The 26,835-nt window shown below is 47.2% G+C and carries 12 protein-coding genes, 2 tRNA genes and 6 rRNA genes; 5 read left to right on the top strand and 15 right to left on the bottom strand.

The features are described 5' to 3' along the window. Window positions 1-18: 18 nt before the first annotated feature. Complete coding sequence (gene fis, locus A9237_RS09265; RefSeq protein ID WP_000462885.1) at window positions 19-315, top strand: DNA-binding transcriptional regulator Fis; 297 nt, start codon at window positions 19-21, stop codon at window positions 313-315. A 224-nt stretch (window positions 316-539) separates the two neighbouring features. Continuing rightward, window positions 540-1,529: a sensor domain-containing diguanylate cyclase gene (locus tag A9237_RS09260; protein ID WP_078608066.1), complete on the top strand. Its 990-nt coding sequence runs from the start codon at window positions 540-542 to the stop codon at window positions 1,527-1,529. Window positions 1,530-1,860: 331 nt separating this feature from the next. Here the strand turns inward: A9237_RS09260 and rrf (A9237_RS09255) are convergent. The 13 genes from rrf (A9237_RS09255) to zntR all read right to left on the bottom strand — a co-directional run bounded on the left by rrf (A9237_RS09255) (window position 1,861) and on the right by zntR (window position 21,006). After that, window positions 1,861-1,977 (bottom strand): 5S ribosomal RNA (gene rrf / locus A9237_RS09255). Window positions 1,978-2,069: 92 nt separating this feature from the next. Then, a 23S ribosomal RNA gene (locus A9237_RS09250) occupies window positions 2,070-4,960 on the bottom strand. Window positions 4,961-5,247: 287 nt separating this feature from the next. Continuing rightward, a tRNA-Ala gene (locus tag A9237_RS09245) sits at window positions 5,248-5,323 on the bottom strand. Between the two features lie 39 nt (window positions 5,324-5,362). Next, window positions 5,363-5,439 (bottom strand) — tRNA-Ile (locus tag A9237_RS09240). A 67-nt stretch (window positions 5,440-5,506) separates the two neighbouring features. After that, window positions 5,507-7,056: ribosomal RNA gene (locus A9237_RS09235) — 16S ribosomal RNA — on the bottom strand. A 313-nt stretch (window positions 7,057-7,369) separates the two neighbouring features. Next, window positions 7,370-7,486: ribosomal RNA gene (gene rrf / locus A9237_RS09230) — 5S ribosomal RNA — on the bottom strand. 127 nt (window positions 7,487-7,613) lie between these two features. Next, window positions 7,614-10,501 (bottom strand): 23S ribosomal RNA (locus A9237_RS09225). 307 nt (window positions 10,502-10,808) lie between these two features. Beyond that, window positions 10,809-12,359, bottom strand: a 16S ribosomal RNA gene (locus A9237_RS09220). The 16S, 23S and 5S rRNA genes sit together here with 2 tRNA genes alongside, the layout of an rRNA operon. An 822-nt stretch (window positions 12,360-13,181) precedes the next feature. Continuing rightward, on the bottom strand, window positions 13,182-15,317 hold the full coding sequence (locus tag A9237_RS09215; protein WP_005451159.1) for a lysine decarboxylase CadA: 2,136 nt from the start codon (window positions 15,315-15,317) through the stop codon (window positions 13,182-13,184). Between the two features lie 117 nt (window positions 15,318-15,434). Beyond that, window positions 15,435-16,778, bottom strand: coding sequence for a cadaverine/lysine antiporter (gene cadB, locus A9237_RS09210; RefSeq protein ID WP_005434864.1), 1,344 nt, complete (start codon window positions 16,776-16,778; stop codon window positions 15,435-15,437). Between the two features lie 951 nt (window positions 16,779-17,729). After that, a complete protein-coding gene (locus A9237_RS09200) occupies window positions 17,730-18,743 on the bottom strand; it encodes an IS110 family RNA-guided transposase (protein WP_078607610.1) in 1,014 nt (337 codons plus the stop codon). 127 nt (window positions 18,744-18,870) lie between these two features. Next, window positions 18,871-20,442, bottom strand: coding sequence for a lysine decarboxylation/transport transcriptional activator CadC (cadC, locus tag A9237_RS09195; RefSeq protein WP_078608065.1), 1,572 nt, complete (start codon window positions 20,440-20,442; stop codon window positions 18,871-18,873). A gap of 165 nt (window positions 20,443-20,607) precedes the next feature. After that, window positions 20,608-21,006, bottom strand: coding sequence for a Zn(2+)-responsive transcriptional regulator (gene zntR / locus A9237_RS09190; protein ID WP_005434867.1), 399 nt, complete (start codon window positions 21,004-21,006; stop codon window positions 20,608-20,610). A gap of 266 nt (window positions 21,007-21,272) precedes the next feature. Between zntR and purH the strand changes: the two genes are divergently transcribed. Together purH and purD are read left to right on the top strand one after the other, a co-directional pair. After that, window positions 21,273-22,865: a bifunctional phosphoribosylaminoimidazolecarboxamide formyltransferase/IMP cyclohydrolase gene (gene purH, locus A9237_RS09180; RefSeq protein ID WP_078608064.1), complete on the top strand. Its 1,593-nt coding sequence runs from the start codon at window positions 21,273-21,275 to the stop codon at window positions 22,863-22,865. A gap of 133 nt (window positions 22,866-22,998) precedes the next feature. Further along, window positions 22,999-24,288, top strand: a complete 1,290-nt coding sequence (gene purD / locus A9237_RS09175; RefSeq protein WP_041061452.1) for a phosphoribosylamine--glycine ligase — start codon at window positions 22,999-23,001, stop codon at window positions 24,286-24,288. A gap of 91 nt (window positions 24,289-24,379) precedes the next feature. Here purD and A9237_RS09170 read toward each other — a convergent pair whose 3' ends face one another. Next, window positions 24,380-25,078 carry a DUF1481 domain-containing protein gene (locus A9237_RS09170; protein ID WP_020198120.1) on the bottom strand — a complete coding sequence of 233 codons (699 nt, stop codon included), beginning with the start codon at window positions 25,076-25,078 and terminating at the stop codon, window positions 24,380-24,382. Between the two features lie 39 nt (window positions 25,079-25,117). Further along, a complete protein-coding gene (hupA, locus tag A9237_RS09165; protein WP_005433627.1) occupies window positions 25,118-25,390 on the bottom strand; it encodes a nucleoid-associated protein HU-alpha in 273 nt (90 codons plus the stop codon). Between the two features lie 253 nt (window positions 25,391-25,643). Here hupA and A9237_RS09160 point away from each other — a divergent pair, with 253 nt between their 5' ends. Next, window positions 25,644-26,777, top strand: a complete 1,134-nt coding sequence (locus A9237_RS09160; RefSeq protein ID WP_078608063.1) for a CNNM domain-containing protein — start codon at window positions 25,644-25,646, stop codon at window positions 26,775-26,777. Window positions 26,778-26,835: the final 58 nt, after the last annotated feature.

Raw genomic sequence — 26,835 nt, 5'->3', positions numbered from 1 at the left:
AGAAGAGCTAGACCGAATATGTTCGAACAAAATCTGACTTCAGAAGCATTAACAGTAACTACAGTAACGTCACAAGACCAGATTACTCAGAAGCCTTTACGTGACTCTGTTAAAGCGTCTCTTAAAAACTACCTAGCTCAACTAAACGGCCAGGAAGTAACTGAACTATACGAATTAGTTCTAGCTGAAGTTGAACAGCCACTATTAGATACCATCATGCAGTACACTCGCGGTAACCAAACTCGCGCAGCAACTATGATGGGCATCAACCGCGGTACTCTTCGCAAAAAACTTAAAAAGTACGGCATGAACTAATATCAGTTCATACAGTAATTTTGTAAAAAAGGCTTAGTCAGCAATGGCTAAGCCTTTTTTATTAGCTTCAAGCTACTGACACTTCAACTCTTCCAAACGCTTCTCCTTCACCTTTGTACAAACATTAGTCAAGTCTGATACTTTGAACTGTGATCAGTATTGATTGTGAACTCAATACAAACAGATATAATCAACGACTTACATTGGATAAAGGAACTAACCTCATGATTTACAAAGAAAGGGACGATTGGCTTCATGCCATTTTGAATACCCTCCCTGATCATGTCTTTATCCTCAACGAACAAGGCCGCTATATCGAAAGTTTCGGTGGCACTTACCATTCAAAACACTTCAATGCACAAAGCTATACCAACCTCACGTTAAACGATGTTTTATCACCGAGTAAAGCCGCTGAGTTGATCGGTTATATTAACGATGTGCTTCGCTCTAACGAGCCTAAGGTCGTCAAATACAGTATCGCCCTACAAGACCACCTTTTAATGCCAATAGAAGAACTAGAAGCATTAGAGAACCCAGAAGAAACGTGGTTTGAAGCGATCATTAAGCCCGTAGAAAGCATTCAAGGTGATGAAAACTTGGTGATTTGGTCCGTGCGTGATGTCACCAAAACGCATCTGCTAGAAAGGCGCCTCAAAGAGCTCTCAGAGACAGATGAATTAACAGGTGTCATGAATCGCCGAGCATTCCTAACAAGCCTAGATAGGTCTCTGAGCTCGCATTCGCACCCATCTCAACCCCTAACTTGCGTCATGATTGATATTGATCACTTCAAAGAGATCAACGACCAGGTTGGACACTTCTCCGGCGATCAAGTGATCAATCATGTGGCCAAGATTTGCCAACGTGCAATCCGTGGAACTGACTTTATTGGTCGCTTAGGAGGGGAAGAATTTGCCGTGATCCTAGCCAATACCAGCGCAATACAAGCCTACGAGGTAGCAGAAAGGATCAGACAAGCGATCCAAAACGCATCATGTCAAGTTGATGATATCGAAATCAGTACAACGGTTAGCATTGGTGTCGCGGAATATGACGGGCAGGTATTGAGCGCAAAAGAGTTAATGGTTAACGCAGATAAAGCCATGTATTACTCAAAACACTCCGGACGTAATCAAGTAACTCTGTATCATGGCAATATTCCTGACGTCAAACTGCAGCACTCTACCAACTTAAGAATCCAAAAAGTTTCTTAACCCCTCAGCTTTATCATCCATACTACCCACGTCCCACCTCTCCCTTAAAACGCTCACACTCAGCTCTTATGCCTAAATCTAGTATGAGGCTAGGCATGCCCAATATGTTTTAACAACGAGCTTAAGGCTGTTCTAGAGGCGTGAGAGGTGGTGACATTTCGAGAAACTAGGTAGTGCGTTAGCACTATCTCATGATCAATTTAGTAAACAGGAAAGATATACAGGCTTTAGAAAATGCTGTGTCTTTATAGGAGAGTTCTTGGTAATCAAATTTACTTTGCTCCAAATGCAAAAAAGCCCACTCTTTCGAGTGGGCTTCTTCAAGTTTAAAGCCTGGCGATGTTCTACTCTCACATGGGGAAGCCCCACACTACCATCGACGCTAATTCGTTTCACTTCTGAGTTCGGAATGGAAGTCAGGTGGGTCCAAATCGCTATGGTCGCCAAGCAAATTCTTTAATCTGGAAAACTGATGTTAAGTTCTATTTATACACATTCAATGTTCTTACATCGAGTCCATCAAAACCCCTTGGGTGTTGTATGGTTAAGCCTCACGGGCAATTAGTACAGGTTAGCTCAACGCCTCACAACGCTTACACACCCTGCCTATCAACGTTCTAGTCTCGAACAACCCTTTAGGATACTTAAAGTATCAGGGAAGACTCATCTCAGGGCTCGCTTCCCGCTTAGATGCTTTCAGCGGTTATCGATTCCGAACTTAGCTACCGGGCAATGCGTCTGGCGACACAACCCGAACACCAGAGGTTCGTCCACTCCGGTCCTCTCGTACTAGGAGCAGCCCCCTTCAATCTTCCAACGCCCACGGCAGATAGGGACCGAACTGTCTCACGACGTTCTAAACCCAGCTCGCGTACCACTTTAAATGGCGAACAGCCATACCCTTGGGACCGACTTCAGCCCCAGGATGTGATGAGCCGACATCGAGGTGCCAAACACCGCCGTCGATATGAACTCTTGGGCGGTATCAGCCTGTTATCCCCGGAGTACCTTTTATCCGTTGAGCGATGGCCCTTCCATTCAGAACCACCGGATCACTATGACCTGCTTTCGCACCTGCTCGAATTGTCATTCTCGCAGTCAAGCGGGCTTATGCCATTGCACTAACCTCACGATGTCCAACCGTGATTAGCCCACCTTCGTGCTCCTCCGTTACTCTTTGGGAGGAGACCGCCCCAGTCAAACTACCCACCAGGCACTGTCCGCAACCCCGATTAGGGGTCGACGTTAGAACATCAACACTACAAGGGTGGTATTTCAAGGACGGCTCCACAAATACTGGCGTACTTGCTTCAAAGCCTCCCACCTATCCTACACATGTAGGGTCAATGTTCAGTGCCAAGCTGTAGTAAAGGTTCACGGGGTCTTTCCGTCTAGCCGCGGGTACACTGCATCTTCACAGCGATTTCAATTTCACTGAGTCTCGGGTGGAGACAGCGTGGCCATCATTACGCCATTCGTGCAGGTCGGAACTTACCCGACAAGGAATTTCGCTACCTTAGGACCGTTATAGTTACGGCCGCCGTTTACCGGGGCTTCGATCAAGAGCTTCGACCGAAGTCTAACCCCATCAATTAACCTTCCGGCACCGGGCAGGCGTCACACCGTATACGTCATCTTACGATTTTGCACAGTGCTGTGTTTTTAATAAACAGTTGCAGCCACCTGGTATCTGCGACTCTCGTCAGCTCCATCCGCAAGGGACTTCACCATCAAGAGCGTACCTTCTCCCGAAGTTACGGTACCATTTTGCCTAGTTCCTTCACCCGAGTTCTCTCAAGCGCCTTGGTATTCTCTACCCGACCACCTGTGTCGGTTTGGGGTACGATTCCTTACAATCTGAAGCTTAGAGGCTTTTCCTGGAAGCATGGCATCAATGACTTCACTACCGTAGTAGCTCGACGTCGTGTCTCAGCCTTAAGAGAAACCGGATTTACCTAATCTCTCAGCCTACGCACTTGAACCTGGACAACCGTCGCCAGGCCCACCTAGCCTTCTCCGTCCCCCCATCGCAATTGTAAGAAGTACGGGAATATTAACCCGTTTCCCATCGACTACGCCTTTCGGCCTCGCCTTAGGGGTCGACTTACCCTGCCCCGATTAACGTTGGACAGGAACCCTTGGTCTTCCGGCGAGGAGGTTTTTCACCCCCTTTATCGTTACTCATGTCAGCATTCGCACTTCTGATACGTCCAGCATGCGTTACCACACACCTTCAACCGCTTACAGAACGCTCCCCTACCCAATGCACTAAAGTGCATTGCCGCAGCTTCGGTTTACTACTTAGCCCCGTTACATCTTCCGCGCAGGCCGACTCGACCAGTGAGCTATTACGCTTTCTTTAAATGATGGCTGCTTCTAAGCCAACATCCTGGCTGTCTGAGCCTTCCCACATCGTTTCCCACTTAGTAGTAATTTGGGACCTTAGCTGGCGGTCTGGGTTGTTTCCCTCTCCACGACGGACGTTAGCACCCGCCGTGTGTCTCCCGGATAGTACTTACTGGTATTCGGAGTTTGCAAAGGGTTGGTAAGTCGGGATGACCCCCTAGCCTTAACAGTGCTCTACCCCCAGTAGTATTCGTCCGAGGCGCTACCTAAATAGCTTTCGGGGAGAACCAGCTATCTCCAGGTTTGATTGGCCTTTCACCCCTAGCCACAAGTCATCCGCTAATTTTTCAACATTAGTCGGTTCGGTCCTCCAATTGATGTTACTCAATCTTCAACCTGCCCATGGCTAGATCACCTGGTTTCGGGTCTATATCCAGCGACTGAGTCGCGCAGTTAACACTCGCTTTCGCTACGGCTCCCCTAGATGGTTAACCTTGCCACTGAATATAAGTCGCTGACCCATTATACAAAAGGTACGCAGTCACACCACGAAGGTGCTCCTACTGCTTGTACGTACACGGTTTCAGGTTCTATTTCACTCCCCTCACAGGGGTTCTTTTCGCCTTTCCCTCACGGTACTGGTTCACTATCGGTCAGTCAGTAGTATTTAGCCTTGGAGGATGGTCCCCCCATATTCAGACAGGATATCACGTGTCCCGCCCTACTCGATTTCACTTTAAATGCGTTGCCGGTTACGGGGCTATCACCCTGTATCGCACAACTTTCCAGAAGTTTCACCTGACGCATAAAAAGCTTAAGGGCTAGTCCAATTTCGCTCGCCGCTACTTTCGGAATCTCGGTTGATTTCTTTTCCTCGGGGTACTTAGATGTTTCAGTTCCCCCGGTTCGCCTCGCTGCGCTATGTATTCACGCAGCGATACTTACTTATGTAAGTGGGTTTCCCCATTCGGAAATCCCAGACTCAAATGGTTTTTACTACCTAATCTGGGCTTATCGCAAGTTAATACGTCCTTCATCGCCTCTGACTGCCAAGGCATCCACCGTGTACGCTTAGTCACTTAACCATACAACCCGAAGGAGTTTCGAGTTGATAATCAAATCACCAAAGTTGTCTCTCATTATTTGAATGAGCGAGAGACATATCGATTTTGCCGGACTCAATTTCGAATAATCACTTAAAAGTGATATTCCCAAGAACACTTGAATGTGTTTTTTGGTGTTTGTCTTAAAGACAAACATTGAGAACTTTACAAACAAACTTAAAGATTGTTTTGTCAGCTTTCCAAATTGTTAAAGAGCTAGATTTCTTAATGAAACCATTTTTAAACACACTCGTAAGAATGCTTAAAGATGGTGGAGCTATGCGGGATCGAACCGCAGACCTCCTGCGTGCAAGGCAGGCGCTCTCCCAGCTGAGCTATAGCCCCATCAAGGTGTCGATACTGCATACCAATTTCAAAAGAAATTGGTGGGTCTGAGTGGACTCGAACCACCGACCTCTCGCTTATCAGGCGAACGCTCTAACCACCTGAGCTACAGACCCAGTATCGTCTCTTTTACTTATAAACCGTATCAATCTGTGTGGACACTCATCGTGAGTAATCATCGTTTAAGGAGGTGATCCAGCGCCAGGTTCCCCTAGCGCTACCTTGTTACGACTTCACCCCAGTCATGAACCACAAAGTGGTAAGCGTCCTCCCGAAGGTTAAACTACCTACTTCTTTTGCAGCCCACTCCCATGGTGTGACGGGCGGTGTGTACAAGGCCCGGGAACGTATTCACCGTGGCATTCTGATCCACGATTACTAGCGATTCCGACTTCATGGAGTCGAGTTGCAGACTCCAATCCGGACTACGACGCACTTTTTGGGATTCGCTCACTATCGCTAGCTTGCTGCCCTCTGTATGCGCCATTGTAGCACGTGTGTAGCCCTACTCGTAAGGGCCATGATGACTTGACGTCGTCCCCACCTTCCTCCGGTTTATCACCGGCAGTCTCCCTGGAGTTCCCGACATTACTCGCTGGCAAACAAGGATAAGGGTTGCGCTCGTTGCGGGACTTAACCCAACATTTCACAACACGAGCTGACGACAGCCATGCAGCACCTGTCTCAGAGTTCCCGAAGGCACCAATCCATCTCTGGAAAGTTCTCTGGATGTCAAGAGTAGGTAAGGTTCTTCGCGTTGCATCGAATTAAACCACATGCTCCACCGCTTGTGCGGGCCCCCGTCAATTCATTTGAGTTTTAATCTTGCGACCGTACTCCCCAGGCGGTCTACTTAACGCGTTAGCTCCGAAAGCCACGGCTCAAGGCCACAACCTCCAAGTAGACATCGTTTACGGCGTGGACTACCAGGGTATCTAATCCTGTTTGCTCCCCACGCTTTCGCATCTGAGTGTCAGTATCTGTCCAGGGGCCGCCTTCGCCACCGGTATTCCTTCAGATCTCTACGCATTTCACCGCTACACCTGAAATTCTACCCCCCTCTACAGTACTCTAGTCTGCCAGTTTCAAATGCTATTCCGAGGTTGAGCCCCGGGCTTTCACATCTGACTTAACAAACCACCTGCATGCGCTTTACGCCCAGTAATTCCGATTAACGCTCGCACCCTCCGTATTACCGCGGCTGCTGGCACGGAGTTAGCCGGTGCTTCTTCTGTCGCTAACGTCAATAATGCAGCTATTAACTACACCACCTTCCTCACGACTGAAAGTGCTTTACAACCCGAAGGCCTTCTTCACACACGCGGCATGGCTGCATCAGGCTTGCGCCCATTGTGCAATATTCCCCACTGCTGCCTCCCGTAGGAGTCTGGACCGTGTCTCAGTTCCAGTGTGGCTGATCATCCTCTCAGACCAGCTAGGGATCGTCGCCTTGGTGAGCCATTACCTCACCAACTAGCTAATCCCACCTAGGCATATCCTGACGCGAGAGGCCCGAAGGTCCCCTCTTTGGCCCGTAGGCATTATGCGGTATTAGCCATCGTTTCCAATGGTTATCCCCCACATCAGGGCAATTTCCTAGGCATTACTCACCCGTCCGCCGCTCGACGCCGTTATCGTTCCCCGAAGGTTCAGATAACTCGTTTCCGCTCGACTTGCATGTGTTAGGCCTGCCGCCAGCGTTCAATCTGAGCCATGATCAAACTCTTCAATTTAAGATTTTGTTCGGCTCAATGAATACTGAACATTACATAAGTAATGTTTGAATTGACTGTGCTGAGTCTTTCGACTCAATGGTCACTTCGTTTCATTGAAACCTAATTTGATACCGAAGTTTCTAATTGGATTATCATCAACGAGTGCCCACACAGATTGATAGGTCTATATTGTTAAAGAGCTTGGCTTTCAGTGCCTTAGCACTTAAGCGAGGTGCGTATAATACGCTTTCCACTTTGAAAGTCAACATAAAACTCTAAAATAATTTAGAACTTTATGGTGACTTGCTTAAATAAGCAAGTGCGAAATAAAGCCTGGCGATGTCCTACTCTCACATGGGGAAGCCCCACACTACCATCGGCGCTAATTCGTTTCACTTCTGAGTTCGGAATGGAAGTCAGGTGGGTCCAAATCGCTATGGTCGCCAAGCAAATTCTTGCTTTTACTTTCAGCTTTTTCTAAAAACTGAAGGCAAAAAACTTGGAAAACTGTTTTAAGTTCTATTTACACATTCAATGTTCTTACATTGAGTCCATCAAAACCCCTTGGGTGTTGTATGGTTAAGCCTCACGGGCAATTAGTACAGGTTAGCTCAACGCCTCACAACGCTTACACACCCTGCCTATCAACGTTCTAGTCTCGAACAACCCTTTAGGATACTTAAAGTATCAGGGAAGACTCATCTCAGGGCTCGCTTCCCGCTTAGATGCTTTCAGCGGTTATCGATTCCGAACTTAGCTACCGGGCAATGCGTCTGGCGACACAACCCGAACACCAGAGGTTCGTCCACTCCGGTCCTCTCGTACTAGGAGCAGCCCCCTTCAATCTTCCAACGCCCACGGCAGATAGGGACCGAACTGTCTCACGACGTTCTAAACCCAGCTCGCGTACCACTTTAAATGGCGAACAGCCATACCCTTGGGACCGACTTCAGCCCCAGGATGTGATGAGCCGACATCGAGGTGCCAAACACCGCCGTCGATATGAACTCTTGGGCGGTATCAGCCTGTTATCCCCGGAGTACCTTTTATCCGTTGAGCGATGGCCCTTCCATTCAGAACCACCGGATCACTATGACCTGCTTTCGCACCTGCTCGAATTGTCATTCTCGCAGTCAAGCGGGCTTATGCCATTGCACTAACCTCACGATGTCCAACCGTGATTAGCCCACCTTCGTGCTCCTCCGTTACTCTTTGGGAGGAGACCGCCCCAGTCAAACTACCCACCAGGCACTGTCCGCAACCCCGATCAGGGGTCGACGTTAGAACATCAACACTACAAGGGTGGTATTTCAAGGACGGCTCCACAAATACTGGCGTACTTGCTTCAAAGCCTCCCACCTATCCTACACATGTAGGGTCAATGTTCAGTGCCAAGCTGTAGTAAAGGTTCACGGGGTCTTTCCGTCTAGCCGCGGGTACACTGCATCTTCACAGCGATTTCAATTTCACTGAGTCTCGGGTGGAGACAGCGTGGCCATCATTACGCCATTCGTGCAGGTCGGAACTTACCCGACAAGGAATTTCGCTACCTTAGGACCGTTATAGTTACGGCCGCCGTTTACCGGGGCTTCGATCAAGAGCTTCGACCGAAGTCTAACCCCATCAATTAACCTTCCGGCACCGGGCAGGCGTCACACCGTATACGTCATCTTACGATTTTGCACAGTGCTGTGTTTTTAATAAACAGTTGCAGCCACCTGGTATCTGCGACTCTCGTCAGCTCCATCCGCAAGGGACTTCACCATCAAGAGCGTACCTTCTCCCGAAGTTACGGTACCATTTTGCCTAGTTCCTTCACCCGAGTTCTCTCAAGCGCCTTGGTATTCTCTACCCGACCACCTGTGTCGGTTTGGGGTACGATTCCTTACAATCTGAAGCTTAGAGGCTTTTCCTGGAAGCATGGCATCAATGACTTCACTACCGTAGTAGCTCGACGTCGTGTCTCAGCCTTAAGAAGAGCCGGATTTACCTAACTCTCAGCCTACGCACTTGAACCTGGACAACCGTCGCCAGGCCCACCTAGCCTTCTCCGTCCCCCCATCGCAATTGTAAGAAGTACGGGAATATTAACCCGTTTCCCATCGACTACGCCTTTCGGCCTCGCCTTAGGGGTCGACTTACCCTGCCCCGATTAACGTTGGACAGGAACCCTTGGTCTTCCGGCGAGGAGGTTTTTCACCCCCTTTATCGTTACTCATGTCAGCATTCGCACTTCTGATACGTCCAGCATGCGTTACCACACACCTTCAACCGCTTACAGAACGCTCCCCTACCCAATGCACAAAGTGCATTGCCGCAGCTTCGGTTTACTACTTAGCCCCGTTACATCTTCCGCGCAGGCCGACTCGACCAGTGAGCTATTACGCTTTCTTTAAATGATGGCTGCTTCTAAGCCAACATCCTGGCTGTCTGAGCCTTCCCACATCGTTTCCCACTTAGTAGTAATTTGGGACCTTAGCTGGCGGTCTGGGTTGTTTCCCTCTCCACGACGGACGTTAGCACCCGCCGTGTGTCTCCCGGATAGTACTTACTGGTATTCGGAGTTTGCAAAGGGTTGGTAAGTCGGGATGACCCCCTAGCCTTAACAGTGCTCTACCCCCAGTAGTATTCGTCCGAGGCGCTACCTAAATAGCTTTCGGGGAGAACCAGCTATCTCCAGGTTTGATTGGCCTTTCACCCCTAGCCACAAGTCATCCGCTAATTTTTCAACATTAGTCGGTTCGGTCCTCCAATTGATGTTACTCAATCTTCAACCTGCCCATGGCTAGATCACCTGGTTTCGGGTCTATATCCAGCGACTGAGTCGCGCAGTTAACACTCGCTTTCGCTACGGCTCCCCTAGATGGTTAACCTTGCCACTGAATATAAGTCGCTGACCCATTATACAAAAGGTACGCAGTCACACCACGAAGGTGCTCCTACTGCTTGTACGTACACGGTTTCAGGTTCTATTTCACTCCCCTCACAGGGGTTCTTTTCGCCTTTCCCTCACGGTACTGGTTCACTATCGGTCAGTCAGTAGTATTTAGCCTTGGAGGATGGTCCCCCATATTCAGACAGGATATCACGTGTCCCGCCCTACTCGATTTCACTTTAAATGCGTTGCCGGTTACGGGGCTATCACCCTGTATCGCACAACTTTCCAGAAGTTTCACCTGACGCATAAAAAGCTTAAGGGCTAGTCCAATTTCGCTCGCCGCTACTTTCGGAATCTCGGTTGATTTCTTTTCCTCGGGGTACTTAGATGTTTCAGTTCCCCCGGTTCGCCTCGCTGCGCTATGTATTCACGCAGCGATACTTACTTATGTAAGTGGGTTTCCCCATTCGGAAATCCCAGACTCAAATGGTTTTTACTACCTAATCTGGGCTTATCGCAAGTTAATACGTCCTTCATCGCCTCTGACTGCCAAGGCATCCACCGTGTACGCTTAGTCACTTAACCATACAACCCGAAGGAGTTTCGAGTTGATAATCAAATCACCAAAGTTGTCTCTCATTATTTGAATGAGCGAGAGACATTTCGATTTTGCCGGACTCAATTTCGAATAATCACTGTAAAAGTGATATTCCCAAGAACACTTGAATGTGTTTTTTGGTGTTTGTCATAAAGACAAACATTGAGAACTTTACAATCAACAATAAATTGTTGATTTGTCAGCTTTCCAAATTGTTAAAGAGCTATGTTAGCTACAAGCTTTCGCTTGTAAACTATCAATCTGTGTGGACACTCATCGTGAGTAATCATCGTTTAAGGAGGTGATCCAGCGCCAGGTTCCCCTAGCGCTACCTTGTTACGACTTCACCCCAGTCATGAACCACAAAGTGGTAAGCGTCCTCCCGAAGGTTAAACTACCTACTTCTTTTGCAGCCCACTCCCATGGTGTGACGGGCGGTGTGTACAAGGCCCGGGAACGTATTCACCGTGGCATTCTGATCCACGATTACTAGCGATTCCGACTTCATGGAGTCGAGTTGCAGACTCCAATCCGGACTACGACGCACTTTTTGGGATTCGCTCACTATCGCTAGCTTGCTGCCCTCTGTATGCGCCATTGTAGCACGTGTGTAGCCCTACTCGTAAGGGCCATGATGACTTGACGTCGTCCCCACCTTCCTCCGGTTTATCACCGGCAGTCTCCCTGGAGTTCCCGACATTACTCGCTGGCAAACAAGGATAAGGGTTGCGCTCGTTGCGGGACTTAACCCAACATTTCACAACACGAGCTGACGACAGCCATGCAGCACCTGTCTCAGAGTTCCCGAAGGCACCAATCCATCTCTGGAAAGTTCTCTGGATGTCAAGAGTAGGTAAGGTTCTTCGCGTTGCATCGAATTAAACCACATGCTCCACCGCTTGTGCGGGCCCCCGTCAATTCATTTGAGTTTTAATCTTGCGACCGTACTCCCCAGGCGGTCTACTTAACGCGTTAGCTCCGAAAGCCACGGCTCAAGGCCACAACCTCCAAGTAGACATCGTTTACGGCGTGGACTACCAGGGTATCTAATCCTGTTTGCTCCCCACGCTTTCGCATCTGAGTGTCAGTATCTGCCCAGGGGGCCGCCTTCGCCACCGGTATTCCTTCAGATCTCTACGCATTTCACCGCTACACCTGAAATTCTACCCCCTCTACAGTACTCTAGTCTGCCAGTTTCAAATGCTATTCCGAGGTTGAGCCCCGGGCTTTCACATCTGACTTAACAAACCACCTGCATGCGCTTTACGCCCAGTAATTCCGATTAACGCTCGCACCCTCCGTATTACCGCGGCTGCTGGCACGGAGTTAGCCGGTGCTTCTTCTGTCGCTAACGTCAAATGATAGTGCTATTAACACTACCACCTTCCTCACGACTGAAAGTGCTTTACAACCCGAAGGCCTTCTTCACACACGCGGCATGGCTGCATCAGGCTTGCGCCCATTGTGCAATATTCCCCACTGCTGCCTCCCGTAGGAGTCTGGACCGTGTCTCAGTTCCAGTGTGGCTGATCATCCTCTCAGACCAGCTAGGGATCGTCGCCTTGGTGAGCCATTACCTCACCAACTAGCTAATCCCACCTAGGCATATCCTGACGCGAGAGGCCCGAAGGTCCCCCTCTTTGGCCCGTAGGCATTATGCGGTATTAGCCATCGTTTCCAATGGTTATCCCCCACATCAGGGCAATTTCCTAGGCATTACTCACCCGTCCGCCGCTCGACGCCGTTATCGTCCCCGAAGGTTCAGATAACTCGTTTCCGCTCGACTTGCATGTGTTAGGCCTGCCGCCAGCGTTCAATCTGAGCCATGATCAAACTCTTCAATTTAAGATTTTGTTCGGCTCAATGAATACTGAACATTACATAAGTAATGTTTGAATTGACTGTGCTGAGTCTTTCGACTCAATGGTCACTTCGTTTCATTGAAACCTAATTTGATACCGAAGTATCTAATTGGATTATCATCAACGAGTGCCCACACAGATTGATAGGTTCTTATTTTTAAAGAGCTTTTCTAACATTTTCAGCAACTTAGTTGCTCGTCGTTAGGGGTGCGTATCTTACTTCACACCGTGAGAGAGTCAAGCATTTTTTTCAAATTCTTTTTTCTCTCTTCCCGACTCGCTGTGTGACTTTCGTCTCACTCCGTGTCGGTGGATGCGCAGTATAGGGGGTTGAGAAATTAGCACAAGCGTTTTTTGCAAAAAAACTTTCAACCGAACAAATAACAAGCATTCTGCATAGATACTCAACGATCTTGTCTAATGTTTCGTGTTGCAGAGGAGCTTTTCATGAAGAATTACCTGACTTCCGCATTAAAAGATCGCCTATTTCTTTGTGATTTCGGTTGCTGATCTTATCTCTCTTGGTTCTTTTTTCTCTTTCTATCGATATAAAGATGAAAAAAAAAGAGCAGAACGATGACGAACTGCTCTTTTGGTCTTTGCTTTTTATTTGGGGTACTTCAGGTGAAGTCTTGGAAAAGTGTTTCTTCTATATATAGAAGAAAAGATCAGAGCATCCTTGCCCTTCTCTTTACGACAGATTAGTTTAGGGGTATATCTAAATGTCGTTATTGTTCGATGACGCATTGAGCTCGTAAGAGTGGAGCATGCTTGCATTCCCAATGGCGTCATCTTCGAGAGGAACTTAGTTCTTCAATACTTTTACGGTGTAGCTACCATCTTTTTGTTGGTATAGACCGTGGATGTCGGTTTCGAAACCTGGGTAATGCGCACCGATCTCACAAAGCATCTCTAGGAAGTCCAGCACAGGGCGAGACTCTTGAGTCACCATTTCACCAGGAAGTACTAGTGGCACACCTGGAGGGTAAGGAAGGATCATGTTCGCACTTACGCGTCCAACCATTTCTTCCAGTTTGATTTCTTCTACGTTACCGCGAAGCTCTTCTTGCCATGCTGCGTGTGGTGTTACTTTCATTTCTGGAAGAACATCGAACGCTTTGTACATTAGCTCTGGTAGGTTGTATTTCTTAGTTAGATCATGAATTGCTTGTGCTAGTTCTTGAACGCGCATGCCTTCATAAAAGCTTGGATCTTCGTTGTATAGCGAAGGTAGGAAGCTCTTGATGGTTAGGTTCAAGTCGTAGCCACGTTTAAATTCAGTTAGACCGCGTAGCAATTGCATTGCTTTTGATTTGTCGATACCGATTGAGAATAGGAACAACAAGTTGTATGGACCTGTTTTCTCTACCACGATGCCGCGCTCGTCTAGGAATTTAGCCACCAGCGAAGCAGGAATACCTGATTCTTCTAGTTCGCCTTCTTTATTCATCCCTGGAGTCAGTAGCGTTACTTTGATTGGGTCAAGATACATGTGGTTGTCATCCATGTTCTTGAAGCCGTGCCATGTGTCGCTAGGGTCTAGTTTCCAACATTCTGTGGTATCGATGTTTTCTGGTTGCCATACATCGAAGAACCAGCTGTCGCTTTCTGCTTCTAGACGTTTGATCTCTTTACGGAAGCGGATTGCGCGATCGATAGAGTCTTGCATCAACTTCTTACCAGTGTTGCCGCGCATCATTGCCGCTGCAGTTTCAGTAGAAGCAACAATGCCGTACTGAGGTGAAGTTGAAGTGTGCATCATGAATGCTTCGTTGAAAGATTCTTTATCAAAGTCGCCTTTCACGTGAATCATTGAAGCTTGTGAGAACGCTGCCAACAGTTTGTGTGTTGATTGTGTTTCGTAGAACACTTTGCCTGGCATCGCTTCACCACTCATACCACATTTACCTTCGTAAATTGGGTTGAAGTTAGTGTAAGGCACCCAAGCACTGTCGAAGTGGATGTGTTTACAATCTAGCGACTCTTTGATGAATTGCGTGTTGTACAACAGACCATCGTAAGTTGAGTTAGTCACTACTGCGTAAGTTGGTGCTGTTGCACCTGGTGTTTTCGCCACTTTCTCTGCGATTACATCGCGGCTGAATTCACTTTGTGGAATACCACCAAGGATACCGTATGCGTTACGAGTTGGGCGGAAGTAGATTGGTGTCACGTCGCTCATCATCATTAGGTGAGTCAGAGATTTGTGACAGTTACGGTCAATCAGTACTGTGCTGCCCGCAGGTGCTGAGTACATACCAACGATTTTGTTCGATGTAGACGTACCGTTAGTTACGATGTACGAGCTGTCTGCATTGAATGTGCGTGCGATGTATTCTTCTGCATCTTTATGTGGACCTGAGTGGTCTAGTAGAGAACCTAGCTCAGGCATTGAGATTGATACGTCCGCTTTGAATGTGTTTGGACCGTAAAAATCGTAGAAGATGCTACCAGCAGGGCTTTTCTGGAATGCAGTACCGCCCATGTGACCTGGAGTACAGAAGGTGTATTTACCTTCTTCTACGTATTTGAATAGCGCTTTAGTGAATGGAGGCATGATGGCATCTTTGTATGCCTCAGTCGCTTGGTTGATTTTGATAGCGATGTCGTCAGCCATACCTAAAGCGTACTCGAAGAAGCTCACGTTTAGACGTAGGTCTGTTAGTGAAATGTCTAGAGTAGACTGTTCGTTAGCAAATGCGTGAACAGGCAGTTTTTCGTTGATTTGGCTGATACGTTCACATAGCTCTAGTGAGTATTTATCCCAGTCGAACAGCACACCGCAAATGCGAGGGTTCATCTCAATCATTTTGATCAAGTCTTTATCATCTACTGGGTAAACCACTTCGTAGCCCGCTTTCTCAAGAGCAGCGTGAAGTTGACGAACTGGCTCTTCTTTAAAGAACACACCCATGTGGTTCAAGATAGCGAATATATTCATTTGGACATCTCCAAGGCGAATGAGGGCGCTCTTTGCCATTTACAGGCAATGAGTAAGGTGAGCGCCGCGTGAATTTGGGTTTTATGGGCTGGCACCTTAGTGCCAGCGTTTTGGGGATTAGTTGCTTGCTTGGGCAGGCATGTCGTCAGCGTGCATTTTCACGTACTGAGCAAGACCTGCTTTTTTGCTGTAGAACATCAAGATAACTAGAGACACGATGAAGGTTGCTGTTAGCGTACCGCCCTCTGCACCAGCTAGTGCGATGAAGCAGAACAGACAAGCCACACCAGAGAACAGCATTACGAAGCCGTTGCGTGTTGTCATACCTTCGAAGCGAATCAAGTTAATGCTTGAGTAGAAGTAAGGCAGCATAGTTAGTAGAACTGCGTCAGTCGTTAGTTGGTTGAACAGATCTGATGCGTGTGCTGTTTTAGAGCTGAAGAACATCAGTACAACCATCAGTGCAGTCATCTTGATTGACGCAAGGATTAGACCTTTCTTAGGCACACCGTTTTTGTCAGTTTCGCCGTAGATTTTAGGGAAGTTGCCGTCGTTTGCTGCGCGTTTACCTGCTTCACCTACAAGCATCATCCAAGAACCTAGCGAAGTGAAACATGCTAACGCTGTGAATGCTGATACGAATGGTGCTGTCCAGCTACCGAATAGCTCAGTGGTTGCTAGTGCAAATGGCGCACCTGATGCCGCAACTTCTGACGCTGGGAACATACCGCTGATCATTTGAGTTGATAGGATGTAAATCACACCTGCGATACCAGTACCCAACATAGTTGCTAGTGGTACAGTACGTTTAGGGTTTTCTACCATACCAGTCGATACCGCTGCTGATTCCACACCGACGAATGACCATAGACAGATAAGAACCGCTGTTACTACCGCGTGGCTGTCAGTGCCTGCTGATACGTTCCAGTTTTGGCTGTAAAGCGCAGTATCAAAGTGCGTCCAACCAAATGCAGCTGTACCAACAACTGGGATAAGGATAAGAACTAGACCAAGCGTACATAGACGGCTTACCCAGCTACCACCAAGTAGGTTGACGAAAGTGAAGATCCATACCGATGCAATCGTCGCAATACCTGCTGGGATTGGGTTATTAAGCACAGGGAAGAATACAGAAAGGTAAGAAACACCTGTAATGGCAATAGCCAGGTTACCAATCCAGTTCGCGTGGTAATAAAGAACGCCCGTTTGGAAACCAAATACCGGAGACACTTCGCCAGCATAAGCGATAGGACCACCTTCTTGTGGGTTTTTGGTTGCCAGACGAGCGTAAACGAACGCCAGACTCAGTGCACCGACCAAACAGATCAGCCAACTGAAGATTGAAACAGAGCCTACAGAGGCAAGACTAGAAGGTAATAGTGCGATACCACTACCCATCATGTTACCGGCTACGACACCCGTACAGGCAATAAGGCCGATTTTTTTCGCATTCGATGACATAACATCTCCAAATCTATTCTACTCGAGTCAACATGACTCAAACTGAATGGTTATTAGCGAGATGCTATGAGGAAGAACCTGCTCGACCTCGCTAAATTTCGAAGTGAAGACTACGCCCAAAAACTGGGAAAAAAATAAACTTGGGGTTATCAATAAAACAATTAGCCCATCGGTATAAAGTTGAGATAAACCTGATAAACTAAAAAACATAAAGTCAGCATATACAGCAACTTAAGACAAAAAACTAAAGCACTCATGTCGAAAAGCTAAAAACATCAACCTCAACAAATTTTCCATCAACCTTATCAACCGCTATCAACATCAAGCTAACCCTATCCTGATTACCCAAACTGTTGATGCAGACTTTTCCTACCCTTATTGACCAATTGACTTACATCAAACTTCCCCTCCTCTTTTACTCAGCGATGCATAAGTACAAGCGTTATTACACATAAACAACTGCATGTTTGTGATCGGTTTTAAATACGCAAGGCTAAGGCCGAAACCCAAACGTTCGATATGAAGCGGCACTAAGACAGGAAGTAAGAAGTAAGAAGTAAGAAGTAAGAAGCAGAATGCCAAGGTGGTGAGAATAGAGAATAGAGAATAGAGAATAGAGAATAGAGAATAGAGAATGAAAAGCCCCCTCCCTTCTATAGCAAGCATTATTAGTAGCAATAGAGGTAAGAAGCACACACAAAAGGCAGATACAAAAATGTATGGTCCGCCCCGTTATTGCAACTACAATTAAGTCATAACGGAGTTGGTTTGCGCTAATGTATTCGGAGTCCTTGTTGGGAGCACTAGCTTCCCAGCTCCACGATGATATCTGCGCCAGATTATCCTTAAAAAGCCAAAAGCATTTAACGCTATTTTTTGTGTCAGGTTCTTAATCTGGTCGATTGACCGTTTTTGTCATCATTTTCATTGGCGTTGCAAACTTGGTTATAGCTATACAACCTTAAAAGCTTGGCGGTGGTACAACACCGCCCAAGCTATTCTTGCTAGCTTGTTGGCAAGTGCTACGACCACAACATTAAATGGCTTCGTCGCCCGAAGTTTGATGAGCCACTCACCAAACACTTTCCCTGTCGTTTCTAGCCTTGAGAGAACGGCTCTTGCTCCATGGATAAACAGAGTTCTGAGATGTTTATTGCCTCGTTTACTTATGCCAAGTAGCTTGGTCTTTCCTCCCGTAGAGAATTGTCTCGGTACAAGCCCTAACCAAGCTGCCATTTCCCGACCATTGGTGAAATTGTTTGGGGAGCTTACGTCAGCAACGCACAACGTTGAGGTAAGGTCTCCAACTCCAGGGATAGTTTTCAGCAATTGTGCACTTTCATTATTATTAACAATAACTTGAAGCTTACTGTCTTGAGCTTTGACCTTTTCATTAAGGTATTTGTAGTGTTCGTGGATAGACACTAATTCACACAGCAAGCTCTCCGGCAGTGCCATTTTTTGTGCTGCTAACCATTGGAAGAGAGACTTCATCTTTGCATGCCCCTTTGGAAAACTCAGGCCGAACTCAAGCAAGATAGCCCCAATTCGAGACATAGCCGCGGTTCTCTCCTTGATATAGCCATCTCTGACACGATGAATCGCTGCAATGACTTGGGCTTCTTCACTTTTTACCGCGACAAACCTCATTGTTGGTCGACCAGCCGCTTCTGCAATTGCTGATGCATCTATGAAATCATTTTTGTTGCCTTTGACATAAGGCTTAACGTACTGGGGAGGAATGAGTCGAACTTGATGGCCGTATTCACCACACTTACGAGCGAGCCAATGAGCACCGCCACAAGCTTCGAAAGCAATGGTTGTTGGTTCGATTTTACAAAGAAAATGTTGGAGTTGGTTTCGATTAAACTTACGACGCAATACTTCCGCACCAGAACGGTTATGAGCGATAGCGTGGAAACAGTGCTTGCCTAGGTCGATACCTAAAATGTGAATAGAAGACATATGGTTCACCTCATTCTGAGAGCCTACTCTAAGCTTAAGGGCTTGGAGAGTGGGGCGGACCATATAATTAAGCCCCTCACCGAAATGAAGGGCCTAAAGATATCTTTACTTGTTAGATAGTGGCCGCTTACAACATACGAACCACGGAAGGATGCACTGCGCGATACATGGCGTAATCAATCGCCTTCATGTTACTTGGAAAAACCAAGTTCTCGCACAATAAGTAAGTTTCTACGGATGTATCAATATAGAAGGCTTCGCTGTAGGACTCACTTGCCCAATCCAAATCACCATCCAGCTCAGCGTGCTTACCTCGAATCACGTAAGACAATACCGAATCACGAACGTCTAATGCTTGATTCAAATGTCGCTTAGCTAAATCAATGTCACCAGTGATGGTCTCATGCAGAGCTAACGCTTCATAAATACGTGGCTGAATAGGCCCAACCATCATCTTAGCGTTGGCTTCCAGCTTATCACTTAACTGCTGAACCCTGCTCTTTCTTAGTTCCAATGCAGGATCGAGTGCTTTTTGCACATGGTAAGCAATGAGCAGCTCCGATTGAACATAAGCATTATCTGGTTCAATCTCGAGGATTTTCTCCATCAAGTCGATACCATGCTGGAATTGATTCGCATCCGATACGTTCAAGTAGTGGTTTGCTTCAACAAACAACTCCAATGCGTCTGGGTTCATTGGCATACCCGCCACCAGCACTTTGGACTTCAGTTTTGCATCTGGTACTTTCAATACTCGCATCAAATCCAAAGACGCTTGTTGCATCACGGACTTTAAGTGGCTGTTAGTTAATGCGTACTGACGGCTAAACAGCACTTTCTCTGAAGAGTTGTTGCGGTATTCCACTTCAAGGAAGCTGCCACCATCATTTTCTTTGACGCGCACGACCACAGATTTCCCCGGAACGATGCCCGTGGTAAAGGAAGCTTTCTTGAGCATGACACGATAGTCACTCACTTGAGCCACATCAGCCATCAACTTCTGCGCGAAGCCATCTGCTAAGTCATAACTTCGACCTTCTTTGCTGAAGTTATCTTGAAACTTGAACTCAATAAGGTGGGTATCAATGGCTTGCGTGATGCGCACTTCTGACTGCTTATAAGTAAACACCCCCATCACCACGACCAAAATACTGATCCAGATGAAGTTCATGAAACCCAATCGCCACGGGCTGATTTTGTTCGGTTTACGCGGCGCTTTTTTCTCTTTCGACATCTCGCAAACGGCGCGAGTTAAAGGCCCAGCTGGGAATGCGATAGTTGGCGCTGGCGTTTCTGGCAGTTCTTCTTCTGTTTCTTCAACAACAGGAGGAAGGATTTCGGCATCGCAATGACGACTTGCAAGGAATTCCTCGTGTGTCATTGGGGTCACATTCGCCACCAGCTTGTAACCACGCTTAGGCACAGTGATCACGTAGCTGATGTTTTCTTCTCGACCATCTCGCAGAAGTTTACGCAGTTCGAAGATCGACTGTGTTACGACTTGATCCGTCACAATCGCACCAGCCCAAACGTATTGGATCAGCTCTTCGCGATTGAACACTTCACTGGCGTGCTCAGCAAGAAAATGCAGTAGGTTTATTAAGCGTGGCTCAACGGTAACTTCCCTGTCTTGTCGATACAGCTTATTTTCATCAACGCTCAAAACCCAGTCATTGATTTGAAAATAGACTCCAACCATGTATGAAAACTCTCGTATCTGATAGACAGCGTCGCTTTAGGAATAGAGGGGACTACACATTCTTACAGTCGACTAAAGCCGAGATTATAGGTGGGAAAACGGCTTGAACCTAGAAAAGCAAGCCGCCAAAAATGCAAACTTAAATTAAATGACGCAAAAATGAGACTATTCAAGGGCTGCTAGGATAGAACAATGACTGGCATCGTCGTTGTTATGCCCACAACATGCGTCGTTTATCTTCTTTAAAGCAGTACGGATTTTGCTCAGTTCAGCAATCTTCTCATCAATTAAAGTTAACTTTGCAGAAGTGATGGCTTTTACCTCTGCACAACTGTGTTCTGTCGCCTCTAATTTGATCCCTAGCAGCTCTTTTATTTCCTCTAGACTTAAGCCAAGCTCTTTCGCTTTTAGAATAAAGCGCACCTGCTTCTGGTTCTCTTCGTTATATAGGCGATAGCCCGATTCACTTCGCCCTGCGGGTGTTATTAACGCATTTTTCTCATAGAAACGAAGTGTATCGGCGGTCACACCACAACGTTTTGCCAGTTCACCAATCTGAAACATAACTTTCCTTATTAACTATCTCGTTACCTTTAAAGCTAAAAATCGAGTTTTTTGCAATTATTTTTGAGATGCCAAACGATTGCGCGAGCTTTTTTGTAATAAATTGGTTAGAATACGCGCCATCAAATAGTGGAGACTGTTTTCTAAGCATGAAAACGCCCGCAAAGGTCTTTACCAAAACTGGCCAATATTTTACCCCAAGAGGTGAAAACAAGTTCATTTTTGGCAAACATCTTTAACTCCGTGAATTTGAGGAAAATGGAAGCATGAATAACGCTCGTCCTATTCGCCGTGCGCTTATCAGCGTATCAGACAAAACAGGTATTGTTGAGTTTGCACAAGCTCTTGTTGAGCGCGGTGTCGATATCCTATCTACTGGTGGTACTGCTCGTCTACTTGCAGAGCAAGGCATCGCAGTAACTGAAGTCTCTGACTACACTGGTTTCCCAGAAATGATGGATGGTCGCGTTAAAACGCTTCACCCAAAAGTTCACGGTGGTGTGCTGGGTCGTCGTGGCCAAGACGATGACGTGATGGAAAAGCACGGCATCAACCCTATCGATATGGTTGTCGTTAACCTATACCCATTCGCAGAAACCGTTGCTAAAGAAGGCTGTACCCTTGCTGATGCGGTTGAGAACATCGACATCGGTGGTCCAACAATGGTTCGCTCTGCAGCGAAAAACCACAAAGACGTGACTATCGTTGTGAACGCTCACGACTACAACCGCGTTATCGCTGAAATGGACGCGAACGAGAAATCTCTAACACTAGAAACTCGTTTCGACCTTGCTATCGCAGCATTCGAACACACGGCTTCTTACGACGGCATGATCGCAAACTACTTCGGCACTATGGTTCCATCTTACGGTGAGAACAAAGAAGGTGATGAAGAGTCTAAATTCCCACGTACGTTCAACCAGCAATTCGAGAAGAAGCAAGACATGCGCTACGGTGAGAACAGCCACCAAGCAGCCGCATTCTACGTTGAAGCAAACCCACAAGAAGCATCTGTTTCTACTGCTCGCCAAATCCAAGGTAAAGCCCTTTCTTACAACAACATCGCAGACACTGACGCTGCGCTTGAATGTGTGAAAGAGTTCAACGAGCCAGCATGTGTGATCGTAAAACACGCAAACCCATGTGGTGTGGCTTTAGGTAAAGACATCCTAGAAGCATACAACCGCGCTTACCAAACTGACCCAACATCTGCATTCGGCGGCATCATTGCATTCAACCAAGAGCTAGATGCTGAAACAGCAACCGCTATTGTTGAGCGTCAATTCGTTGAAGTGATCATCGCACCTTCTGTTTCTGCTGAAGCGATTGAAGTGGTTGCAGCGAAGAAGAACGTGCGTCTACTTGAGTGTGGCGAATGGACAACTAAGACAACTGGCTTTGACGTGAAACGCGTGAATGGCGGTTTACTGGTTCAAGACCGTGACCAAGGCATGGTAAGCCTAGACGACCTAAAAGTGGTTTCTAAGCGCCAGCCAACAGAAGAAGAGCTGAAAGATGCACTGTTCTGCTGGAAAGTAGCGAAATACGTGAAATCTAACGCGATCGTTTACTCGAAAGGCGACATGACTATCGGTGTAGGCGCAGGCCAAATGAGCCGCGTTTACTCTGCGAAAATCGCAGGCATCAAAGCTGCAGACGAAGGTCTACAGGTTGAAGGTTGTGTAATGGCATCAGATGCATTCTTCCCATTCCGTGACGGTATCGACGCAGCTGCAGAAGCAGGCATCAAGTGTGTTATCCAACCAGGCGGTTCTATGCGTGATGACGAAGTTATCGCAGCAGCAGACGAACACGGCATGGCGATGATCTTCACAGGTATGCGTCACTTCCGCCACTAGAAAGAAAAGATACGAGAGCGCTTCGCTACTGGATACGGGAACGCTGCGCTCCGAGATGAGCAACACTCTCCTTTCGTGTTGCTCAGACATTTTCTAGTTCGACTACTATCAATTTTGATTGAAGGTTTAAAACATGAATGTACTTATCATTGGTTCAGGCGGTCGTGAACACGCACTAGGTTGGAAAGCGGCACAAAACCCAAATGTTGAGACTATCTTCGTGGCTCCAGGTAACGCAGGTACAGCACTAGAGCCTAAACTAAAGAACGTAAACATCGCAGTAGAAGACATCGCAGGTCTGGTTGCTTTTGCAAAAGAGAAAGCTATCGAGCTAACTATTGTTGGCCCTGAAGCTCCACTGGTTATCGGTGTGGTTGATGCTTTCCGCGAAGCAGGTTTGCCAATCTTCGGTCCGACGCAAGCGGCAGCGCAGCTTGAGGGCTCTAAAGCGTTTACCAAAGACTTCCTTGCTCGTCACCAAATCCCAACGGGTGCCTACGCGAACTTCACTGAAATCGAGCCAGCTCTTGCTTACGTACGTGAACAAGGTGCGCCGATTGTCGTAAAAGCTGACGGCCTTGCTGCTGGTAAAGGCGTTATCGTAGCGATGACACTAGAAGAAGCTGAAGACGCAATCAAAGACATGCTAGCAGGCAACGCATTTGGTGATGCTGGTAGTCGTGTCGTTATCGAAGAGTTCCTAGATGGTGAAGAAGCAAGCTTCATCGTGATGGTGGATGGTGAGAACGTTCTACCAATGGCCACCAGCCAAGACCACAAACGCGTAGGCGACAAAGATACTGGTCCTAACACCGGTGGCATGGGTGCATACTCTCCAGCTCCCGTGGTAACACAGGAAATCCATAACCGCATTATGGAAGAAGTGATTTACCCAACGGTTCGTGGCATGGCCGCTGAAGGTAACCCTTACACTGGTTTCCTATACGCGGGTCTTATGATCGACAAAGACGGCACTCCGAAAGTAATCGAGTACAACTGCCGCTTCGGTGATCCTGAGACACAACCTATCATGATGCGCATGGAATCGGATCTTGTTGATCTGTGCCTAGCAGCAATCGACGAGAAACTGGATCAAGCGGAATCGAAGTGGGATCCACGAGCATCGATTGGTATCGTGCTAGCAGCCGGTGGTTACCCAGCGGCGTACAACAAAGGCGACGTAATTTCGGGTCTGCCACAAGTTGAAATTGAAGGCGAAAAAGTCTTCCATGCTGGTACAGATAACAAAGACGGCGACATCGTGACAAACGGTGGTCGCGTTCTTTGTGCAACGGCACTTGGCAACAGCGTATCAGAAGCGCAGCAGCGTGCTTACGAGCTTGCAAAACAGATCAGTTGGGATGGCATGTTCCATCGCAACGATATCGGCTACCGTGCAATTGCACGTGAGCAAGAAAAATAAAAACAACTTCAGTTGGCTAAAACGACAAAAGGCGCATTCAGCGCCTTTTTTATTGTTCTTGTTCGAGAATTGAGACAGCTCGAAGCCATGTTTATTCAGAGATCAACTTCGGTCGCGGTACACAATCAAAGTCATCATCATTAAGCATCAGCAATTCATCCACCGTAGCGGTATTACGTGACTCTTTACCGATAAACGCTATGTAGCTGTCCACCGACGCCAATCTATCAATCACAAACTTAGGCAGGGTCTGGTTAAACTCCAGCGTAGCAAACTCACGACCTTTGCAGGTTTCGAAGGTTTCACCATCCCAATACCCTTGGATTAGGCTCTGGCCATCACGAGATTGTTTCTTGATAGACGTAACGACATCGTTCGCCTCTTGCTTGTAACGCTCTAATTGGTCACGTTGTAAAGGCAACACTTTTCCATTCACACGGTACTGCTGATAAATCGCGTCGCCATCTTTATTAAATCGAATGTGGATTTGAAAAGGCACCAATCCTTGTTTGGCATCGAGTTGCTCACCTTTTCGAATCAACTCTCTGAGCTCACCGTCATCCCAACGATAATCACTCTGATATGAACCGTAATCGCCCATCGTGACATAGTCTGCTGCCGTACTAACACGTGTTAGACGTTCAGTCATCCAATATAAACTGGTGGCATCACCCATGATTTTCCCGCCAGAGAAATGGGTAAATTGGTCTAGGTTTGGGGTTTCTACAGAAGAACAGCCAACAAGAGCAAGGCTTGATAGTAGGAGTGAAGTGAGTAGATGTTTTTTCATGAAATTGCACCGAGGCAGGATACCTCGGTGCATTTTAACTTAGTTTACTGATTCTTTCAGCGCTTTACCTGCTACGAATGCAGGTACGTTAGCTGCTGCGATTTGAATCTCGTCACCAGTCTTAGGGTTACGACCAGTACGTGCAGCGCGGTGGTTTACTTTGAATGTACCAAAACCAATTAGTTGAACTTGGTCACCCTCTTTAAGAGCGCCAGTAACACCCTCAAGAGTTGCTTCAAGAGCAGCTTTAGCTTGTGCTTTAGATAGGTCTGCTTTCTCTGCAATAAAGTCGATTAATTGGGTCTTGTTCATTAGGTTTCCCTTCTCATATGTTATCGAATTCATCTCACTCTAAAACATAAATGCCCCATCTGGCAAAGGTTTGTAAGCGATCTTTCGATTTTCTGACGCAGTTTTAGCCATAATATGAGTAATAACTCACAATTTGTTACTACTTGCACGAGGAAAGCTCTTGCTTTCTAATGCAATAAGACCGATTTATAAGGCACTTTTGCGGTTATAATCGCTTAAAATCCCGACTATCACATTACATTCAAGGGCAACTATGCTGCTGTTATCCATTTATATCTCTATTGCTATCGGCATTTCGTTTATCTGTTCGGTACTGGAGGCGGTACTTCTAAGTATCAGTCCGAGCTTCATTGCGCAGCTCAAACAACAGGGGCACCCGGCTTCTGCTCAGCTAGAAAAGCTAAAAGCAGACATCGACCGACCACTTGCTTCTATCTTGACGCTAAACACCATTGCTCACACCATCGGTGCGGCGACGGCTGGTGCGCAAGCGGCAGTGGTATTTGGTAGCGAAGCGCTTGGTATCTTCTCTGCAGTACTGACACTAGCGATTCTTGTTCTATCCGAAATCGTACCTAAGACAATTGGTGCGACATACTGGCGCCAACTTGCACCAGCTGCAGCGGTTTCACTTCGCTGGATGGTGTGGGCACTAACACCATTCGTATGGTTCTCAGAGCAAATCACAAAACGTCTTGCTCGTAACCACGAAGCACCAAAAATGCGTGATGAGTTGTCAGCAATGGCTATTCTGGCGAAAGAAAGCGGCGAGTTCGCAGAGGGTGAATCAAAAATCCTGAGTAACCTGCTAGGCATTCAAGACGTACCAGTAACGCAAGTCATGACACCGCGTCCGGTCGTATTCCGTGTAGACGCGACGATGACCATTAATGACTTCCTAGAGAAGCACAAGGAGACGCCTTTCTCTCGCCCACTGGTTTACAGCGAGCAGAAAGACAACATCATTGGTTTTGTGCACCGTCTAGAGCTGTTCAAGCTGCAACAATCAGGCAGCGGCCAAAAACAACTTGGTTCGGTCATGCGCCCTATCCAAGTGGTACTGAACAACACCGCTCTACCTAAAGTGTTCGACCAAATGATGACTCACCGCCTACAACTGGCGCTTGTGGTTGACGAATACGGCACGGTACAAGGCCTTGTGACGCTAGAAGACATCTTTGAGCACCTACTAGGTGAAGAGATCATCGATGAAGCGGATAAGAGCACAGACATGCAAGAACTGGCTTACCAACGTTGGGAAAGCTGGAAAGAAAAGCACGGCGTAATTGAAAGCCGCGATGACGATGAAGAAGATGAACAGCTGGAGAAACAGGACAAAGAGCCAGAAGCTCAAGAGCCAACCAAACCAGACTCTAAAGAATCGTAATCAGCCTCGGGCGTAACAGCTCAAACGCATAAATGAAAAAGGCATCCACCATGGATGC

This window comes from Vibrio owensii (genome assembly GCF_002021755.1).
GTDB lineage: Bacteria > Pseudomonadota > Gammaproteobacteria > Enterobacterales > Vibrionaceae > Vibrio > Vibrio owensii.
This window is presented reverse-complemented; position numbering and strand designations above follow the sequence as displayed.

Bases quoted from the DNA above. Each gene is read 5' to 3' on its own strand.
- purH (WP_078608064.1), top strand. From the start codon at position 21,273: ATGAATAACGCTCGTCCTATTCGCCGTGCGCTTATCAGCGTATCAGAC.
- purD (WP_041061452.1), top strand. From the start codon at position 22,999: ATGAATGTACTTATCATTGGTTCAGGCGGTCGTGAACACGCACTAGGT.
- hupA (WP_005433627.1), bottom strand. From the start codon at position 25,390: ATGAACAAGACCCAATTAATCGACTTTATTGCAGAGAAAGCAGACCTA.
- A9237_RS09170 (WP_020198120.1), bottom strand. From the start codon at position 25,078: ATGAAAAAACATCTACTCACTTCACTCCTACTATCAAGCCTTGCTCTT.
- A9237_RS09260 (WP_078608066.1), top strand. From the start codon at position 540: ATGATTTACAAAGAAAGGGACGATTGGCTTCATGCCATTTTGAATACC.
- cadC (WP_078608065.1), bottom strand. From the start codon at position 20,442: ATGGTTGGAGTCTATTTTCAAATCAATGACTGGGTTTTGAGCGTTGAT.
- zntR (WP_005434867.1), bottom strand. From the start codon at position 21,006: ATGTTTCAGATTGGTGAACTGGCAAAACGTTGTGGTGTGACCGCCGAT.
- cadB (WP_005434864.1), bottom strand. From the start codon at position 16,778: ATGTCATCGAATGCGAAAAAAATCGGCCTTATTGCCTGTACGGGTGTC.
- A9237_RS09200 (WP_078607610.1), bottom strand. From the start codon at position 18,743: ATGTCTTCTATTCACATTTTAGGTATCGACCTAGGCAAGCACTGTTTC.
- fis (WP_000462885.1), top strand. From the start codon at position 19: ATGTTCGAACAAAATCTGACTTCAGAAGCATTAACAGTAACTACAGTA.
- A9237_RS09160 (WP_078608063.1), top strand. From the start codon at position 25,644: ATGCTGCTGTTATCCATTTATATCTCTATTGCTATCGGCATTTCGTTT.
- A9237_RS09215 (WP_005451159.1), bottom strand. From the start codon at position 15,317: ATGAATATATTCGCTATCTTGAACCACATGGGTGTGTTCTTTAAAGAA.